This window comes from Paenibacillus sp. 01T442 (assembly GCF_056398345.1).
Genome location: NZ_JBFTPF010000058.1, coordinates 1 through 17,290, shown reverse-complemented (window position 1 = coordinate 17,290; position 17,290 = coordinate 1). Strand labels below are relative to the sequence as shown.

Genomic DNA, 17,290 nt, shown 5'->3' with positions numbered 1-17,290 from the left:
GTCTTTCAGTAGTGCGGAATAAGTCTATACACTTGGCTCGTCCTGTTCTAGGTTGGAAACCGTGGAGGATACGGGTGTCTGATGTTGCGCTTCATGAAGTTGTTTCTCTAGTTGTTTAACTTTACGCTGCAGCTTATATTGACGTACCATGCCGAAGAGACCAACGATTAGACCACCTAATAAGGTTGAGGTTAAAATGACGAGAATCAAAGGGGTAGACGTCGTGACGAACATGAAGTTTACTTGTACCGGATCTACGTTGACGACAGCGAAAACCGCTGTGATTAGAGCAAACACTAAAGCGCTGATTAGTATCCATTGCATCTTCATATAGCCATCATCCTCTCCTATTTAAGAAAAAGGTTGAAAGCCGCTGCTTTCAACCTTTTTCGTTTCTAACCGCCCTCATTAGCAATCAAAGGGTGGAGGTTAATGCGGATTCGTTTACTTCGTTAACTCTTCCATTTGGTCCAGCAACGAGCTGAATACGCTCATCGCTTGCTTAATTGGCTCAGGTGTAGACATGTCCACGCCAGCCTTCTTAAGAATGTTTAGCGAGTAGTCACTGCCGCCGCTTTTGAGGAAGCCGAGGTAGCGGTCAACCGCTGGCTGGCCTTCATCCAAAATCTGCTTCGCAAATGATGTAGCAGCAGAGAAGCCTGTCGCATATTTATAAACATAGAAGCTGTTATAGAAGTGAGGAATACGTGCCCATTCCATCTCGATATCTTGATCTACAACCATGTCATTGCCATGGTACAGCTTATTCAAGCCATAGTAGATTTCGCTGAACTCTTGTGGTGTCAGGGATTCGCCTTCTTCTGCCTTCTCATGCGTGATCATTTCGAACTCAGCAAACATCGTTTGACGGAATACTGTCGTACGGAACTGATCTGCGTAGTAGGTGAGCAAGTACATTTTTTCCTTCGGATCCGTTACTCGTTTCAATAGGTAATCCATGAGAAGGGCTTCATTTAGTGTTGAAGCAACTTCTGCTAAGAAAATAGTGTATTGCGCATAACGATACTCTTGGTTCTCATCCGACAAATAAGAATGAATCGCGTGACCCATCTCATGCGTCAACGTAAACATGCTGTTCAAGTTGTCTTTATGGTTCAACAATACGTACGGATGTGTGCCGTAAGCACCCCAGCTATAAGCACCATTGCGCTTATTTTTGTTCTCGTATACATCGATCCAATGGTTATCGAAGCCGTCTTGAAGAATTTTCAAGTAATTTTCGCCTAGTGGTGCCAAGCTTTTCTTGATTTCTTCTTTGGCTTGCTGATACGTAATATCCATTTTGAATTCTTCAACTAGCGGTGCAAAGAGGTCGTACATATGTAACTCATCAACCTTGAGCAGCTTTTTGCGGAGTTTGAGATACCGTTGCAGCTGCGGCAGGGATTCATGAATAGTGGAAATTAAGTTCGTATACACTTCTTTCTTGATATTGTCACCAAATAGCGTGGATTCAAGAACAGATGGGTAGTGACGCGCTTTGGCGTAGAAAATGTTTTTATTGATATTCGCGCTTAGTGTCGCACCAATCGTATTGCGATTATTGCGGTACGTTTCATAAACCGCTTTGAATGCATGCTTCCGAACCTCAGGGTCACGGCTCTCCAAGAACTGAATATAGCTGCCGTGGGTAAGCTCAACTTCCTCACCTTTTTCATTCTTTACCTTCGGAAATTTCAGGTCTGCATTGTTCAGCATTCCAAAAATCGTACTCGGCGCCCCCGCCATCGTGCCTGCTTGAGCAAGAAGTGCTTCTTGTTCTTTCGATAACGTATGTGGCTTCTGACGAATCATTTCTTCAAGCGTATCTTTATAAAAAGATAAGGAAGGATCACTCACAAGCTGCTGAAGCTTTTCGTCCGAAAGGCTTAAAATTTCAGGAGAAATGAAGGAAGCTGCTTCCCCGACTTCAACACTGAGTTTTTTTGCTTTTTCGGATAAGGCTTGATATACAGGTTCAGCTGTATCTTCATGATGCTTCATGTTGGCGTAGACATATAATCTTTCCATTTTCACAGAAAGCTCATCTTCCAATTGGAAAATTTGCTTCACGGAAGCCGCATCATTAAGTTTTCCTTGGAAGGCACTGACTTTGCTAAGCGAGCTTTTTACCTCTTGAAATTCTTGATCCCAAGCCTTCTGATTAGCAAATAAATCCTCCAATTGCCAACGGTGCTCGGCCGGTACTTGCTTGCGTTCCAATAATTGAGTCATCGGAGCCCTCCTGTCCTTGTTTTGAGATTGGGGTAAGCTGGTATCCTTTGCGTGTAAATCAGCTATGGGGATGGAGCTTAGCAGAATGCCCATTACAGCTGTTACATAAACAAGGCGCATCGCGGTYACGCTCCCGGCATATTCCCATGAGGGATGTTCTAACTGAAATCCCAATCCATGGTTTTCACCTAGTATGACCGATTGCAAGTTTAATTATCATTATATGAAAAAGCTGGATGGAAGTAAATTCAAGTTCCTGCTCGGAAGAAGCTAAGCAAGATCAGAACGAAGGATATGGAAACCATAACAATCGCCAGCAAGGCCAGATAGCGTTTCATTTGTGCAGGGAGGCTGTCTTTTTTCATAATCAAAATGATTGCCAGGCAAAAGGATACAATTACAAATGTGAGTATAGATCCAGAATCGGTCATCGAAAATCATCCTTTTTCCTATAGAGTATGATACATGTTCCATATCATACTAATTTTCGCTACGCAGGGTCAAACTCCTTTTTCAACCGGCATGCTGCATGGAATCTTGGTTCGAATCCTCATCTTCCTCTTTCACCAGAATGAACTTGCCGCGTGAATCCATTTTGACTGTGAAACGATCCTCAGGAGAAATTTGTGCCTCTTCACTAAGCTCTTTGGGAAGTGTTAATTGACCACTATCCCCGACACTTACCTGATAGCCAATCATTTTCACCCATTTACCAGCACCAAGCACGAGGACGACGAGTAATCCAATGAATAACCACTTGCCTAACGGATTGGATTCGAAGAAAGGAGCAAGAAACTTTTCTCCAGTAATCATCTTTCCAGCGGTAAGCGCAAGTACGCCTGCACCGATATAAATAATCGAAGGATACTTCTCGATCCATTTAATGAATAATGTGCTTCCCCAGACCACGATAGGAACACTGATCAGTAGACCAATAATCACGAGCAGGAAATTTCCGTGTGCCGCTCCAGCAACTGCGATGACATTATCTAACCCCATGACAGCATCCGCGATGATGATGGTCCGAATGGCTGCCCACATACTGTCTTTCACTTGCATAGTTTCATGATTTTTCTTTTCGCTCAGAAGCTTATACGAAATCCATAACAACAAGATGCCGCCGATAAGCAACAGTCCAGGTATTTTGAGCAGCGTTACAACGACAAGTGTTGCGAATGCACGAATCACAATCGCGCCAACGGTACCCCAGAGAATGACTTTCTTTTGTGTTTCCTTTTTCAAATTACGTGCAGCCATCCCAATTACAATCGCGTTATCACCAGCAAGCACCAGGTCAATCAGAATAATACTCAGCAGAGAGACGAAAAAGCCAGTTGACAACCAATCCATACGCGAACACACTCCTTCAAGGTTTTTTTGATGCAAAAAGAGCCCAGCACCATTAGTACGGTGAAGGCTCTAATTCATCAAAAAAGACCTTCACCAATGAACATGGCAAAGGTCTTGCTAACAACGTTGTCGTTGCCAATAAAGCCGGGATCTGATGAGGATCCGAATTGACGACTTTACTGTCTCAGCTACTCCCCTTTGGAGTGTTACTATGAGATTATACGTTTAATATATGCGGTACGTTTCAAAATAGTCCTCATATTTTTTAAACGTTTTTAAAATTATCCATAATAGCTTGCAATTCTTCCTCTGTACCATCGAAATTTTCTTTGGTAAAGCGCTCGTTAGCCCAGTGAAGCATGGCAGGTCGGCCAATAAAAGTATGGCATTCTTCGCCCCATTGATCAGAGATTTCGGTTAGAACGATTTTGGTACCTTGAACCTCGACATTCAGCATGTTCCATTTATCTTTTTTATAAATCGTATGTCTTTTGAAGGGTTGATGCGACATGGTTTTTTTCCTCGTTTCTGTAATAAGCTTATAGATGTAAACAATCGTATCATAAAATGCCGCCATTTCCAAACAGGGGGATCGATTATTTCGTTATTTTCTTGTTGCACAGGGGAATCTCTCGTGATAGAATTCTCCTAATCCTTTCCAGAGGGAAGGGGTTATGAGCCGAGTCGAGGAGAGATGAACATGGAACAGAAGCGTGTTTATGAGCAAATTGGGGTCGCAATGACCTCGAGATCGTATGTCGAATACGAGAAAATGTTTATGTTACAGAAGGCAGATTTGATTGGAAAACGAGTATTGGATGTCGCAGGTGGCGCATCTTCGTTTACGTCTGAAGCAAGGCAGTTTGGGATTTACGCAGAGGCGGTTGATCCATTATATGCGAAGTCGCCCAGTGCTATTTCAGATCATGGCATGCAAGAGATTGAGCTTGTCGCAACTAAAATGGCAAAACTAACCGATGTGTATGACTGGACGTTCTACGGTAATGTTGAAAACCATAAGGCAGGACGTATTCAAGCGTTACAACGTTTTATAGAGGACTTCTCAAGCGCGGAAGGATCAGCCAGATATCATACAGCTGCTTTACCTTCTTTACCGTTCGAATCGGAGAGCTTTGATCTCGTGATGTGCAGTCATTTTCTTTTTCTGTATGAAGAGCAGTTCGATTATGCGTTTCATGTAGGGGCTGTTCGTGAATTGCTTCGTGTCTGCAAGCCAGGCGGCGAGGTACGGATATATCCGCTAATGAGTTTCCGCACAGAGGAATATTCGCGTATATCTGATCTAATCAACGAGTTCGCGTTGGCTGGATTTACCGTCAAAAAGCGAGAAGCTAGTCTACCTTTTCTACCGAATTCTCATCAATTTTTAAGCATAAAAAAGTAGCCCTCTGCATAGTGGAAAACCTTGGTACATCAACAAATTTCAGCTTATCCACCTCGGAATTTCCGTTGATTTTTCACCACTCAAATGGTATAATTTCCTTATTCGTCATAGATGGCGATATTTTTAGGAGGTTGTTCATTTGAAGGGTACAGTGAAATGGTTTAACGCAGAAAAAGGGTACGGTTTTATTTCTGTTGATGGAGGCGACGATGTATTCGTTCACTTCTCCGCAATTCAGGGCGAAGGATTCAAAACATTAGAAGAAGGCCAATCCGTTGAGTTTGATATTACTCAAGGTAACCGTGGTCCTCAAGCAGCTAACGTCACCAAATTATAAGACTCTGGGATTCCCTACTTATAAATAGTGTCATAGCACAAGCAATAAAGACAGTTCTCGAGTTCGCTCGGGGCTGTCTTTTTTGTTTGCTCGGAGATGTCATGCAAATGACTAATCCATTAGTCATTTTGGCGGGTATAAGCCATGCCAGAGAATGTCGATAATTTGCGTAGCGGCTTCACCTTCATGAGGAAACATTTTATTTCCGTCGCCGTCCGTCGCATGGCCCATCATGAGAAGTGAAGTATAGGCGCGGGCTATTACACGTGGATTGACTGGACCGATTTCTCCGGAGTCAATCGACTTCTGGAATTCGGTTTCKAGCGCATCCAATATACCTTGTTCGGATTTGCGCATGGCTTTCATTTGCTCTTCGGAAAGTGTGGCCTCCATCTTGCGCATGAACGAATGCAGGTCGAAATCGACCGCTTTCAGATGTCCCACTGTAATGCCGAGAAGCCTTTCGCGAAGCGGCGCAGGTTCGCTTAAACGTTGAATGGTTACACGTCTTACATTATCCATCAACTGGATCATGGAGGCTGTAAGCAGGTCGGATTTGGAAGGGAAATAGTAATAAACAGATGCCTTCGTTACCTGGCATTCTTTGGCAATATCGTCCATGGAGACGGATTCGAAGCCCCGGGACAAAAATAAGGGAATAGCCGTCATTAGAATTTTCTGATTAAGAGGCATGTCTCCCTGGGAGACGCGAGGTCTGCCGAGAGCCTTTGATTTTTTTTCCATAAGTGTCACTCCTGAGAGGTTTTTAAATATAACTTGATTAATTAACTATATAGTATATATAATTAATTCTGTTGCAAGTATAATTATAACACTATTTCATTTTAAAGGAGAGAGGCTACATCATGCATGAAAATCCTTTTTTTAGTAAAATAGGCGGTGTTGTCGCGGGTCGCCGCAGTAAATGGGTAACATTGGCCATTTGGATTTTACTTACAGGCATTTTATCTGTCTTTCTACCTAACGTCAATTCACAAGAAAATAATGCTGCTAGGCAACTGCCATCCGATTCTTGGTCGCTAGAAGCAGCAGCGTTGATGAAAGAACAATTCCCAAGTAATGAGGGTGTGCCAGCACTCGTTGTTTGGTATCGTGGATCAGGTCTGACGGATCAAGATTTGGCAGCTGTTCAAAAGGTTACGAAACAGCTCACGGATATACCGTTAGCTGCTCAGAAGGGATTGCCCCCTTTGCATCAGATGCCTGCTCCTGCGTTAAAAAGCATGGTGTCCAAAGATGGCAAGATACTCGTCCTGCCGATTTCGTTTAACGAAGGGACGGAAACGGAAATCCTCCAGGAAGGTATGAAGAAGCTGGAAGAGATAACCGTAAGCCAATTAGGCAGTGACCCTTTTGAAGCTAAAATTGAGGAAGATGGTTTACATGCGCGAATTACAGGGCCAGTGGGCATTCAGACAGATGCAACGGCGCTATTCAAAGGAGCAGATTTTGCCTTACTCATGGCTACCGTGCTGCTTGTTCTCGTTCTTCTAATCCTGTTATATCGCTCACCGATTCTAGCTATTATTCCCTTAGTAGGTGTAGGTTTTGCATATGGCATCATTTCACCTATTCTAGGTTACCTTGCAAAGCAGGGATGGATTACCGTTGACGCGCAGTCAATCTCCATTATGACTGTCCTATTGTTTGGAGCAGGAACGGATTATTGCCTCTTCTTCGTGGCTCGCTACCGACAGGCCTTATTGGTTGAGAAAGACAAATATACAGCACTTCGTGTTTCATTCGGTGGCTCAACAGGTGCGATTGGGATGAGTGGACTCACTGTCATTGTTTCTTTATTGGGCTTGCTATTTGCTCATTATGGCTCCAATCATCGGTTCGCGATTCCGTTTAGCGTAGCGATCTTCATTATGGCCGTTGCGAGTCTAACACTTGTCCCAGCGCTTCTTGCCATTATTGGACGTGTGTCTTTCTACCCGTTCATTCCGTTGACAGCAGAAATGCGAGCAGAGAAAGAAGCGCGCAAAGGGAAGCGAATTCGCKAGCAAAAGCCTGTTGGTGCTATGAATGCTGCGCTTGGGCGAGTGGTAACGGAAAGACCCAAAAGCGTACTCGCAATTTCATTAATTATTCTTATTGCTTTAGCAGCTTTCGCCCCGCAAATTAAGTTTACGTATAATATTTTGGAATCGTTCCCTTCCACAATGCCGTCACGAGAAGGCTTTAGCCTGTTATCAGAGCATGTTTCACCGGGATCACTGGCACCGGTCAAAGTGGTCGTTAATACGGAAGGTAAGACGGCAGATGTCCAAGGAGTCCTGTCAAAGTTACCTTATGTGGAATCAGTTAGTAAACCAGAGGATAGTAAGAAGGACGCCAATTACAAGGCATATGAGTTGATTTTTAAGCAAGATCCATACGACTTGGATGTTATCAATCGGATTCCTGAGATTCGAAACACCTTGGAACAGAAGCTAATGGAGGCAGGTATAGCGAACCCGCAGGTTTGGGTAGGAGGAGAGACTGCCACCCAATATGACACCAAGACCGTCGTGGAGCGGGATACGAAAATTGTTATCCCTGTTGTTATCACGGTTATCGCGATTCTGCTACTCGTGTATTTACGGTCCATTGTTGCAACCGTCTATCTGATAGCAACGGTACTGCTTTCCTATTACTCGGCATTAGGTGCTGGGTGGCTCATCCTGCACTATTTCATGGATACAGCCGCGATTCAAGGATTGATTCCGCTGTATGCATTCGTCTTTCTCGTAGCGTTAGGCGAGGATTATAATATTTTCATGATTTCGAGCATTTGGCAGGAAAGGAATCGTTTGAGTTTGAAGGATGCGATACGTTTAGGCGTTAGCTCAACGAGCAGTGTTATCACTTCAGCGGGCTTGATTTTGGCAGGCACCTTTGCGGTTCTAGCATCGCTGCCGATTCAAGTGCTAGTGCAGTTCGGTGTCATTTGTGCCGTCGGTGTTATATTAGATACTTTCATCGTACGGCCATTCCTTGTCCCTTCCATCACGATGTTGCTTGGTGATGCGGTGTTTTGGCCAAGTAAAGTGAAGCGTGCGCCACTCGCGTCTGGTTCTAAGAATTAAGTATACAAAAAGAAGCATCCGTTTAAATCGCGGACAGCTCCTTTTTATGTGCGTGTAGTATAGGTGTTTTTTATAAGTAGAGGAAGTAGTGACGCCAGTTGGGTAGCTGGATTTTCAAATAAATGTAAAAAATACAGTTAATTTTACCCATTTACCTGAGATTAAATGATTAGATGGAAAAAGTACATCTAATATGAGGGAGATTGGCCGTTTAATGTATTGTGGCAGAAATTAACTGTAGGAAATCCATCTATTGCTTACAAATGGCGAGTATCAACAAAAATAACAACATAAAATCCATTTAATTTGTTTGTGGCGGTGGAGAAAGGTTTGGCTGGAGAAATAGCTGGAGAAGTAAATAGTTGAGGCAGATTGATGAGTCGGTCGGATGAAAAAAACCAGATATCATCCCCAAAATCGGATGCTATCTGGTTTAGTTTGGTTTACTACGCTGTCACTCATACTTGAAGGACTTCGATAAACATTTTTCTTATTCTAGTCGATGATTTCAAGAATATCGTCAATTTCTTTACGTGCCATTTTACCAGGCTTATCCTTCGGATAGCCAAGGGAAATGACCATGTTAATTTGAAACTCTGCTGGAATCTCCAGGTAAGCCCGGATTTGATCCTGTGCTAACAGCACAGGGCCTGTCATAGGGCATGTAGCGAGTCCTCTAGCGTGCGCAGCAAGCATCAAGTTCTGCGAAGCAAGGCAAGAGCTCTTGATGCCTTCTTCGGCCCAAACATGATCATCGACCAATTGAATGGGGTCGAAGATGCGATCACGGAATTTGGATTCATAAGGTGTCGCCAAGCAAATGATGAGTACAGGCGCGTCCGAGAATGCTGTTGCGTAAGGCCCGAAGGATCTCACTAGCATGCGTGCTTCTCTGGATAGCCCTTTCTCCTCGGCAGCCGCGGCACGTAAATGCAGCTGATCCCAAGTTAATTGCTCGATATGTTTGATTTTCTCTGTATTTCGAATGGCGATAAATTTCCATGTTTGTGAGTTCGTATCGCTGGGAGCATAACGAGCACAGTCGATAATTTCGCGAATATCTTCAACTGCAACGGTTTGCTCGGTAAAGTTGCGAATGCTGCGTCGTTCTAAAACGATGGTTTTGAAATCTTCATACATCATAATAAATGTGTACCTACCTTTGCTGCTCATAATGTTCATCTTGGATTATTACTTGGTACTAAGACTATATCCTTATTATAGGGGAGATCATCAAGGAGTACAACTGCTGTTACTCCCAATATGCTCAAGTACTAAGGAAGTAAGCATTCTTTTATCAACGACTAGGAAGGGCTTCCTCATTCTTTTGAAACAAATACGTGCACAGAAAGCCTATGGCTGACGTTATTGATAAGCACGCTGCAATCATATAAACGGTACTTCCACCAGCTTCGTTATAGATCCAACCACCTGCCGTGCCGCTTATCAAACCAGCTATACTAGACCAGGCGACAGCGAATATGGCTTGACCTGAAGAGCGGTACTCATCAGGAATAATTTGACTCAAATAACGATTCGCTGTGAAGAGGAAAACACCGAAAGTTAAGCTATGTAGAAGCTGAATGCCGATAACCCAAACTGGATCCTGAATGAAACTCATCATGACGAAGCGGAAAGCGTAAATCACACCAGCAAAGGCAAGTAAGGGTAATTCCTTGAAGCGATGYCCGTGTCTGCTGAGATAGAAAAAGACCGGAATTTCACTGAGTGCGGATGTCATCCACGCATATCCGATGAGTGAATCAGAAGCACCGAGCTGACGCATATACAGTGCTAAGAAGCCATCATTGAACCGATGTGATACCGACATGATGATCACAAGCGTAAGGAACCAAATGAATTTTTTGGAACGGATAATGTTCACCATACCGCCAAAGGCCATTTTTTTGCCGCCTTGACGCGTATCTTTCAGCAGAAAAAGAATGATTAATGTACAGCCGATCGTTATAAAAAGCAAGATAGGTGTAAGTCCCGTTCCATAGGCTCGTAGGATTAGACCGAATCCGCCGGCTGAAAKGGCGAAGCCAATGGAGCCATACACGCGGAATGAGGCGTAGCTTTTTCCACTCGATCGGACATGCAGCATAACTTGGCTGTCATTCAAGGAGTTCACGGGCTGTTGGAAGAAGAAAAACGCTGCCAAACAGACGTAGAGCAGGGAAAACCAGCCTGCGGTAGAAACCAAGACGGCAGTGACGAGCTGGCCGAGGATCAGAATAATCATGATTTTCTTGACGGTTTGAAACCGGTCGCTCAGGAACCCCCACAATAGGTTGGTTGCAATGCCGATCAGTGGTCCGATGGCGTAGAGCAAGCCGATTTGGATCTTAGAATATCCTTTATAATCGAAATAAAGCGGGAAAAAAGTCACGACAATCCCCATCGTCATAAAAAATGAAAAAGTAAACATTTTAAGCAATCGATCATTTCTATCAATCTCATTTGAATTTGCCAAGCGTAATCATCACCATTTCGTTACATATTTTCTTGAGGTTGACTAAGTTGTTGCACATCATTTGTTCGTTTGAGCACATAGATGACGACAAGCAGTTCTGCTAACATGCCTACAGATTGGGCTAGCGCGCCGATCATCCCGTTCCAGCTAGGAACCGTTGCAATGGCAACGAATAAAGTGATTACCGTAATAGTAGCATTCGCAGATTGCGAGAAAACCATGATTTTTGTTTGGCCGCGCAGCATAATAATCCCATTCATATAATCAAGCCACGKGAATACAATCGTCATGATCATGAAAATTCGCATGGCACTTAGGCTTGCTTGTTTCAGTTCTGCATTTACACCCATGACGTGAGTCATAAACCAAGGGCCGATCGGCGTATAAGCCAGTATGGCAATTAGTGCTCCTGGAATGAAGCTAAGCAGGAGAATGAATTTTTTGACTCGCACAGCATCTTTACGATAGAAATTTAAGACGATTTGATGTATGTAGGAGAAGAAACTCATAACTAACTGTGTTAAGGATCCAGCGATCGCAAAGGATGAGATAGCTAGATGGATATGTGTTGTTTTGCCTAACATTGCATTAATTGATGGTCCAATAATGACTGCGATAACAGATGAATATAAGAGCGGTTTGTAAAAGCTAAAAATTTGCTGCTTCGTCTCAATTGGATGATTGGGTGCTTTCTCCGGAATAACATGCTTGAGTAAGCTTGTCCCCTCCCAAATCGCAACAGCTGCTTCAATGACCATACCGACAAGGAAAATAATGGCACCTACTTTACCACTGGAGACATTATCCGTTGTGATGAAATATAAAGATAAGAAATACATCGCGATAATCCTTACGCCCATGCCGATAGTGAGCCATTTGGTACGCATATTGAAAATGATAATTCCGTGAAATAAACAACGTAAACCAGAGAAGATGCTTACATACATGAGGATGCGATAAACACTTAATGTAGCAGCTAGCATTTCACGTTCTACGCCGAAAAAATAAAGAAACACCCATTCTCCAACCGGTGTGTAACAGAGTATGAGGCCAAGCAGGATGATACAGGCAAAAACGTATGAGCTGACAACGCCCATGGCACGGAACGAAATCCGGTCCCTGACAAGTGCCGAGCAGGCTTGTCGTAGCAATACAACGGGTCTTTCAGTCAGTCCTAGTAGACTTAGGGGAATGGCATAGCTGGCGATGACGACCTCGGGATTATCTGCCCTAGCCAAGGTGCTGTTAATAATAACATGCGAGAGGGTTACAAGCGTTGCAGAAAGTCCGAGGGGGAGGAAAAAGGAGATGAGCTGTTTCCATGTGATGGTTTCCTTTATTGTCTTAGCATTCATCCAAATCGCACTCCTTCGCGTTTTGCAAACATTTCTTAAGTATATCAGAAAATGAAATCGGGATGACATACAATTTTAACTGGAAACCGAAGGTTTGAAGTGATACATTTAAAGGTAGAATGTTTCTTGAATAAGACAGACAGTTTTGCCTGCAAGGAGGTACACAGGAATGAACAGCTATTTTCAGTATGATGAGAGACTCGGCATTGAGATTCCTGTTTTGGAATTGGAGTGGGAAATGTATGATGCTGTTGTTCGCATAAATCTGTTATTACAGTGGGAACAAATACGAGGCGTTATTCCAGATCGTATTATGAAATTGGAAGCACAAATTATTGAAAAGCAAAATAAACTCGATAAGGAAGACGATTTTGTAACCTCCTGCCGTTTGAATTCCGATATTGCTGACTTGGCTTCAATCATAAATGATCTTCATCTCTGGTTTCGGACTAATCAGGATTTGGAATCAAAAACCCACCATTAATGGTTGTCAATGAAGGGAGAATGACTGCATGCATAGCAATAAGGATGGGAATAACTGGTTAGAAACGATAGCGAAACCACTTCTGGAGCATCTCCCTGCGCTTTATCCAATTGAAGAGTGGGACGTCGCGATGGATGCACGGATTGAAGGACTTTCAACATCATTGATTACGGAAGGAAGTCCGGAGCAACTCCCCTATGGATTAGCTATTAAAGCAGGCTTGTTTCTTCTAAATGAAAGTTTAGATAAATCTCACGATATATCGCAGGAAATTACCAATCCAACCGGGAGTTACTGGCATGCGCTAATGCATCGGATGGAAGGCGATTATAGTAATGCGAAATACTGGTTTAACGATGTTGGTCATCATCCTATTTATTCTAATCTAATCCAATTTGTAAGAGATAATCTATCGCTTAAAGACTTCATGGAATTGGACAATGAAGCACTTCGACATAAGCTTGAAGTACTTGTAACATCGCCAGTTTGGAATCCATACGTATTTATTGATGTGATTGAAATTCAGGTATCGCTTGTTCAGAATCCTACAGTTGATAGTTGGTTACGCCAAATACAGCGATCTGAAATGCAATTATTACTTCAATTCTGCTATGAACAAAGTTGTGGAGGAAGTTTACTTGAAGCAATTGGACAAAAGTAGAATAAGGAGCCATGCGAAGGTTCCGCAGGGGCCAATTCGATTAATGATTAGTGTGTATCGCTATATTTTACCCGGTGTCAATGAACAATTGAGCTTCTGGAAAAGTAGAGCGGCAAGTATTCCCGATGAAGAGCTTCGTACGCAAGCGCTAGCAAGCATTGCAACGAAGCAATTTCATTGTCAAGGAGGAGCTGTGTATGCAGCTGCTCATTTATCGATGCGCCACGTGCTTATTCCACTCATCGTCGCATTCCAGTCCATCAGTGACTACTTGGATAATTTATGTGATCGAAGCACGTCGCTGGATCCTAAGGATTTTCGACAATTGCATCAATCTATGCTGGATGCAGTTGATCCTGCGAAGCCTTTGCATGATTACTATGCGTTCAGAGATGAGAAAGAAGACGGCGGCTATTTAAAAGACCTTGTTCAGCAATGCCAAACTTCTATTAGCCAGATGCCATCGTATTTGAAAGTAGCTGACCAGGTCAAAGAATTTGTAGGCTTATACTGTGATTTGCAGGTGTACAAGCATATTCGTAAGGATTTACGCGAGCCACAGCTGCATCAATGGTGGGATGATCATCACCATAAATATAGCCAGATTGATTGGAATGAGTTTGCAGCTGCAACGGGTTCAACGTTAGGCATGTTTATGTTATTTTTGGGTGGGTGTGATCCGAATCTGACGGACAAGCAAGTGGATTCCATCCGGGAAGCTTATTTTCCTTATGTGTGCGGACTTCATATTCTGCTTGATTATTTAATTGATCAGGAAGAAGATATTGTAGGTGGAGACTTGAATTTCTGTACCTACTACGATTCGTTAGATACAACCGTAGAGCGAATCGCTTTCATTGTCCAAGAGGCGAGGAGTAAAATTTTGTTCTTGGAACATCCGAGATTTCATCGTATGATTATCGAAGGTTTGCTTGCTCTCTATTTATCTGACCCTAAGGTCAACAGTCAACATCAAGTGAAGAAAATCTCAAAGCGTCTGATGAAAAACAGTCCTTTAACCAGGCTATTTTTCTGGATAAATAGTATGTACATCCGTACGACATCATGAATGTCATTCACAAGAATTATGAAGGAGGAAATTTAATATGTCAGCAGTAAAATCAATTGCCGTTTTAACCAGTGGAGGAGATTCTCAGGGTATGAATGCAGCGGTTCGAGCGGTTGTTCGAAGTGCATTATACCATGGGCTCGAAGTGTATGCCGTTCAACGCGGATATCAAGGTCTTATTAATGATGATATTCGTAAAATGGACTTGCGTAGCGTAGGTGACATTATTCAGCGTGGGGGAACGATTCTCCAAACGGCTCGTTGTAAAGAATTTATGACACCTGAAGGACAGCAAATGGGTGCAGACAACTTGCGTAGACGCGGAATTGACGGCCTAGTTGTTATTGGTGGAGATGGTTCCTATCAAGGTGCGAACAAGCTTAGCAAATTGGGTATCAAAACGATGGGCCTTCCGGGGACAATCGACAACGATATCCCATTCACTGATTTTACAATTGGGTTCGATACAGCTGTAAGTATCGTTGTGGATGCCATTAATAAGCTGCGGGATACGATGACATCTCATGAACGTTCATCGGTTGTCGAAGTTATGGGACGTCATTGTGGTGAAATTGCCCTGTATGCGGGACTTGCCAGCGGTGCTGAAACCATTATTGTGCCAGAGGTGAACGTGGATGTTACCGAGGTTGCTAATCGGATGAAGGATAACTTCAACCATGGCAAACGTCACAGTATTATCCTTGTAGCTGAAGGAGCAGGAACTGGTGAAGGCATTGCGAAACAGATCACGGAAACGAATGGCATTGAGCCTCGTGTAACCGTTCTTGGTCATATTCAACGCGGTGGTGCGCCTACGCATAATGACCGTATCTTGGCAAGCCGTCTAGGTGATTTTGCTGTTCGCAAACTGATGGAGGGTGATTCTTCCAAAGCTTGCGGTATTATCAAAGGTGAGCTTGTGGCAACGGATATCGATCTTGTTGTCAACACGAAACGTAGCTTTAACATGGAACTTTATGAATTGGCTAGCCGTTTGTCTCAATAAGCCTAATTTTGTGAATAGGTGTTGATCTTCATTTGCATTTCGGCTATAATAGCGAACAACATATAAATTGACATCATGTCTATGAAGAGCATCCAACTCGGAGACGTTCATGATCGGAAGGATCGCCCCAAAGCCTTCTCTAAATAAACCGGCACCGCCCGTTATCGCGGAACCAAGCGGATGATGACTATTCATGTCATCATCAAGTTGGGTGGCACCGCGAGCAGAACGCTCCTCGTCCCAATCGGACTGAGGGCGTTTTTTGTCTTTTTCACCAATAAGAAAAGGAAGCGGTGACGGAACATGCTGGATATCAAATGGATTCGAAACAACCAAGATCAAGTGAAAGAAGCAGCGATTCGAAAAGGTGTAGAATGCCACGTTGAGGAACTGCTCGTAGTCGATGAGAAGAAAAGAGAATTGCTGGGCCAAGTTGATCTGCTGCGCGCAGATCGCAATCGTGCTTCGGAGCAAATCGCATCGTTAATGATGCATAGGAAAACCGCCGAGGCAGAAGGCTTGAAGGAGAAAGTCCGTGGCTGGAATCAGGGCTTAACCCTACTTGAAGCGGAATTGAACGAGTATGAACAGAGATTCAAGGAACTCATGCTGAAAATACCGAATCTAGCTTCGCCGGATACACCAATAGGTGAGAGCGATCAAGAGAATGTAGAGCTGAAGGTCATTGGAGATAAGCCAACTTTTAACTTTGAGATGAAAGATCACCTTCAGCTTGGTGAAGCGCTGAACATGATTGATGTTGCTCGKGGTGTGAAGATCGCAGGCAGCCGCAACTATTATCTCAAAGGGATGGGGCTTTATTTGCACAGGGCTGTCCAGCAGCTGGCCATAGACTTGCTAACGGATCGTGGATTCACCGTCATGGATGTACCGCTCATGGTACGGGAGGAAATACTGCTGAATGCGGCTTTCTTTCCAGCAGGCAAAGATCAAACGTATGAGCTTCCTGCGGACAACACATGGTTAGTCGGTACTTCGGAAGGTCCGTTGATTTCGTACTATGGAGGGGAGATCGTCGATCTATCGGAGGGGCCGAATCAGCTAGCTGCCGTATCGAACTGCTTCCGGAAGGAAGCGGGCTCAGCGGGAAGAGATGTACGAGGCTTATATCGAGTTCATCAATTCGCCAAAGTTGAGCAAGTGATTCTCTGCGAAAATAATACGGATGAGGCAGATCGCATGCTGCAGTTGATTACACAAAATGCCGAGGATTTACTTGCTTGTCTAGAACTGCCATACCGCATTGTAGCGGTGTGCTCGGGGGACATGGGGGCCAAAAACTACAAGCAATTCGATATTGAAACATGGATGCCTAGCCGAGGGGCATACGGTGAAACGCATTCATCGTCGAGCCTGCTGGATTTCCAAGCTAGGCGCAGTAATTTACGCTATCGGGATCCAGAAGGTGAGTTGCGTTATTGTTACACGTTGAATAATACCGCCGTTGCATCGCCGCGGATCCTTATTCCATTGCTTGAAAATCACCAACAGGCAGATGGCTCGATTTATATCCCACCTGCGTTGCGACCGTATATGCGAGGGCTGGAAGCCATTAGCGTTTAAAGAGAAAGCCCCTTATCCTAAGTGTTTCAGTAGGATAAGGGGCTTTTTGTTGAGAGCGGCGGATTTACTTTGGCTAGGATTTTCGGTGCTTACTGGCTTCCGAGCTTCTGAGCTCCMGACTACCAGAACCCCAGAACCCCAGAACCCCAGAACCCCAGAACCCCAGAACCCCAGAACCCCAGAACCCCAGAACCCCAGAACCCCAGAACCCCAGAACCCCAGAACCCCAGAACCCC

Annotated in this window: 17 protein-coding genes; 8 read left to right on the top strand and 9 right to left on the bottom strand. The window is 43.9% G+C overall.

The features are described from left to right. Positions 1 to 24: 24 nt before the first annotated feature. The 5 genes from AC1DLM_RS27585 to AC1DLM_RS27565 all read right to left on the bottom strand — a co-directional run bounded on the left by AC1DLM_RS27585 (position 25) and on the right by AC1DLM_RS27565 (position 4,096). Complete coding sequence (locus AC1DLM_RS27585; RefSeq protein ID WP_477571749.1) at positions 25 to 330, bottom strand: LapA family protein; 306 nt, start codon at positions 328 to 330, stop codon at positions 25 to 27. Positions 331 to 444: 114 nt separating this feature from the next. Beyond that, positions 445 to 2,235 (bottom strand): oligoendopeptidase F, encoded by a 1,791-nt coding sequence (pepF, locus tag AC1DLM_RS27580; protein WP_441988055.1) that lies wholly within the window; start codon positions 2,233 to 2,235, stop codon positions 445 to 447. A 248-nt stretch (positions 2,236 to 2,483) separates the two neighbouring features. Then, complete coding sequence (locus AC1DLM_RS27575) at positions 2,484 to 2,666, bottom strand: hypothetical protein (protein ID WP_028556538.1); 183 nt, start codon at positions 2,664 to 2,666, stop codon at positions 2,484 to 2,486. 82 nt (positions 2,667 to 2,748) lie between these two features. Then, positions 2,749 to 3,585, bottom strand: a complete 837-nt coding sequence (locus AC1DLM_RS27570) for a YjbE family putative metal transport protein (RefSeq protein ID WP_477571748.1) — start codon at positions 3,583 to 3,585, stop codon at positions 2,749 to 2,751. 265 nt (positions 3,586 to 3,850) lie between these two features. After that, positions 3,851 to 4,096, bottom strand: a complete 246-nt coding sequence (locus tag AC1DLM_RS27565) for a hypothetical protein (RefSeq protein ID WP_441988056.1) — start codon at positions 4,094 to 4,096, stop codon at positions 3,851 to 3,853. A gap of 189 nt (positions 4,097 to 4,285) precedes the next feature. Here AC1DLM_RS27565 and AC1DLM_RS27560 point away from each other — a divergent pair, with 189 nt between their 5' ends. Both AC1DLM_RS27560 and AC1DLM_RS27555 read left to right on the top strand, forming a co-directional pair. Next, positions 4,286 to 4,990 carry a class I SAM-dependent methyltransferase gene (locus tag AC1DLM_RS27560; RefSeq protein ID WP_477571747.1) on the top strand — a complete coding sequence of 235 codons (705 nt, stop codon included), beginning with the start codon at positions 4,286 to 4,288 and terminating at the stop codon, positions 4,988 to 4,990. Positions 4,991 to 5,129: 139 nt separating this feature from the next. After that, positions 5,130 to 5,327 carry a cold shock domain-containing protein gene (locus AC1DLM_RS27555; RefSeq protein WP_028556542.1) on the top strand — a complete coding sequence of 66 codons (198 nt, stop codon included), beginning with the start codon at positions 5,130 to 5,132 and terminating at the stop codon, positions 5,325 to 5,327. Positions 5,328 to 5,450: 123 nt separating this feature from the next. Here the strand turns inward: AC1DLM_RS27555 and AC1DLM_RS27550 are convergent, their stop codons facing one another. Then, on the bottom strand, positions 5,451 to 6,071 hold the full coding sequence (locus AC1DLM_RS27550) for a TetR/AcrR family transcriptional regulator (RefSeq protein WP_171634012.1): 621 nt from the start codon (positions 6,069 to 6,071) through the stop codon (positions 5,451 to 5,453). 122 nt (positions 6,072 to 6,193) lie between these two features. On the opposite strand from AC1DLM_RS27550, the gene AC1DLM_RS27545 reads away from it, so the two are divergent. Further along, positions 6,194 to 8,419: an MMPL family transporter gene (locus AC1DLM_RS27545; RefSeq protein WP_477571746.1), complete on the top strand. Its 2,226-nt coding sequence runs from the start codon at positions 6,194 to 6,196 to the stop codon at positions 8,417 to 8,419. A 495-nt stretch (positions 8,420 to 8,914) separates the two neighbouring features. Here the strand turns inward: AC1DLM_RS27545 and AC1DLM_RS27540 are convergent, their stop codons facing one another. From AC1DLM_RS27540 to AC1DLM_RS27530, 3 genes are all read right to left on the bottom strand, one after another. Continuing rightward, positions 8,915 to 9,562, bottom strand: a complete 648-nt coding sequence (locus AC1DLM_RS27540; protein ID WP_477571753.1) for a nitroreductase family protein — start codon at positions 9,560 to 9,562, stop codon at positions 8,915 to 8,917. Positions 9,563 to 9,716: 154 nt separating this feature from the next. Continuing rightward, complete coding sequence (locus tag AC1DLM_RS27535; RefSeq protein WP_477571745.1) at positions 9,717 to 10,895, bottom strand: MFS transporter; 1,179 nt, start codon at positions 10,893 to 10,895, stop codon at positions 9,717 to 9,719. A 20-nt stretch (positions 10,896 to 10,915) separates the two neighbouring features. Further along, the gene (locus AC1DLM_RS27530) at positions 10,916 to 12,250 is read right to left on the bottom strand and encodes a multi antimicrobial extrusion protein MatE (protein ID WP_477571744.1); all 1,335 of its coding nucleotides are present in this window, start codon (positions 12,248 to 12,250) and stop codon (positions 10,916 to 10,918) included. Between the two features lie 169 nt (positions 12,251 to 12,419). Between AC1DLM_RS27530 and AC1DLM_RS27525 the strand changes: the two genes are divergently transcribed. The 5 genes from AC1DLM_RS27525 to serS all read left to right on the top strand — a co-directional run bounded on the left by AC1DLM_RS27525 (position 12,420) and on the right by serS (position 17,054). Continuing rightward, on the top strand, positions 12,420 to 12,734 hold the full coding sequence (locus tag AC1DLM_RS27525; protein ID WP_441988061.1) for a hypothetical protein: 315 nt from the start codon (positions 12,420 to 12,422) through the stop codon (positions 12,732 to 12,734). 28 nt (positions 12,735 to 12,762) lie between these two features. Beyond that, positions 12,763 to 13,395 (top strand): hypothetical protein, encoded by a 633-nt coding sequence (locus AC1DLM_RS27520; RefSeq protein WP_441988062.1) that lies wholly within the window; start codon positions 12,763 to 12,765, stop codon positions 13,393 to 13,395. Positions 13,396 to 13,438: 43 nt separating this feature from the next. Then, positions 13,439 to 14,464 (top strand): tetraprenyl-beta-curcumene synthase family protein, encoded by a 1,026-nt coding sequence (locus AC1DLM_RS27515; protein ID WP_477571752.1) that lies wholly within the window; start codon positions 13,439 to 13,441, stop codon positions 14,462 to 14,464. 37 nt (positions 14,465 to 14,501) lie between these two features. After that, entirely contained in the window at positions 14,502 to 15,470 is a 969-nt protein-coding gene (pfkA, locus tag AC1DLM_RS27510; protein WP_441988063.1) for a 6-phosphofructokinase, read from the top strand. A 303-nt stretch (positions 15,471 to 15,773) separates the two neighbouring features. Then, positions 15,774 to 17,054 (top strand): serine--tRNA ligase, encoded by a 1,281-nt coding sequence (serS, locus tag AC1DLM_RS27505; protein WP_477571743.1) that lies wholly within the window; start codon positions 15,774 to 15,776, stop codon positions 17,052 to 17,054. Positions 17,055 to 17,290: the final 236 nt, after the last annotated feature.